General features: G+C 69.3%; 2 protein-coding genes. Both read left to right on the forward strand.

All coding sequences use genetic code 11. The annotated features are described in order from the left end of the window. A partial coding sequence (locus tag AC6BYQ_RS28140; protein WP_498057888.1) for a fimbria/pilus periplasmic chaperone occupies positions 1-681 on the forward strand: 681 nt, incomplete at its 5' end. 42 nt (positions 682-723) lie between these two features. After that, the coding region (locus tag AC6BYQ_RS28145) for a fimbrial protein (protein WP_498057889.1) at positions 724-1,191 on the forward strand (468 nt) is incomplete at its 3' end.

Raw genomic sequence — 1,191 nt, forward strand, 5'->3', positions numbered from 1 at the left:
GCCCAGGCGGCCATCGCCCTGGACCGCACGCGGGTGATTTTTGACGGCGGCCAGAACTCGGTGAGCCTGAGCGTCAGCAACCAGAACAAGCAGCTGCCGTACCTGGCGCAGGGCTGGATTGAGGACGAACAGGGCAACAAAATCCAGAGCCCGCTGACGGTGCTGCCGCCGGTGCAGCGCATCGAGCCGGGCAAGCCGAGCCAGGTGAAAATCCAGGCGCTGCCGGCGGCCAAACAGCTGCCGCAGGACCGCGAGACGGTGTACTACTTCAACCTGCGGGAAATCCCGCCGAAGAGCAGCAAGCCGAACACCCTGCAGATTGCGCTGCAGACGCGCATCAAGCTGTTCTACCGCCCGGCGGGGCTGGGCATCGACACCAACGCGCCGCCGCCGCAGGAGCAGCTGACGCTGACCCGGCAGGGCGACAAATACGTGGTGAACAACCCGACGCCGTACTACGTGACCCTGGTGGACGCGGGCAGCAGCAAGAGCGCGCCGCTGAAAACGTTCGAGCCGATGATGGTGCCGCCGAAGGGCAGTGCGCCGCTGACGGCGAGCGCGGCGGCGGTGGGCAACAGCCCGGTGCTGACCTACGTCAACGACTACGGCGGCCGGCCGCAGCTGAGCTTTAGCTGCAGCGGCACTGTCTGCAACGTGGTGCCGGAGAAGAAGGGCACCTGACCGGCCGGCGCTGGCCGGGCTGACGGAACAACGGGAGGAGAGATGGCAAGGGAGCAAAGGGCGGAAGGCGCTTACTGGCTGAGCGAACTGCGTTATTACCTGGTGCTGGCGGCGCTGGTGCTGATGGCGCCGCTGAGCCTGACCGCGCTGCTGTGGCTGCTGCCGGCGGCGCAGGCGGCGGACAACTGGCAGGTCGAGGGGGCCAACGGCGCGCTGTATGTGCACGGTGCGCTGACCGAGAGCGCCTGCCGGCTGGAGATGGACAGCGCGCGGCAGGACGTGGCGCTGGGCGAGGTGGGGACCGGGCGGCTGCAGGCGACAGGCGCGCGCGGAGAGCCGGTGCGGGTTGAGCTGCGGCTGGCGGACTGCCTGCGCAGCCCGGCGGGCAGCCGTGACCTGCGTACCGGCGGGCTGACCTGGGCCGATGACCAGCCGGCGGTGACGGTCAGCTTTCGGGCCACCCGCGATGCGGACAACCCGCAGCTGATAAAGGCGCAGGGGGTCTCGGGC

This window comes from Serratia sp. LTN-2 (genome assembly GCF_059740205.1).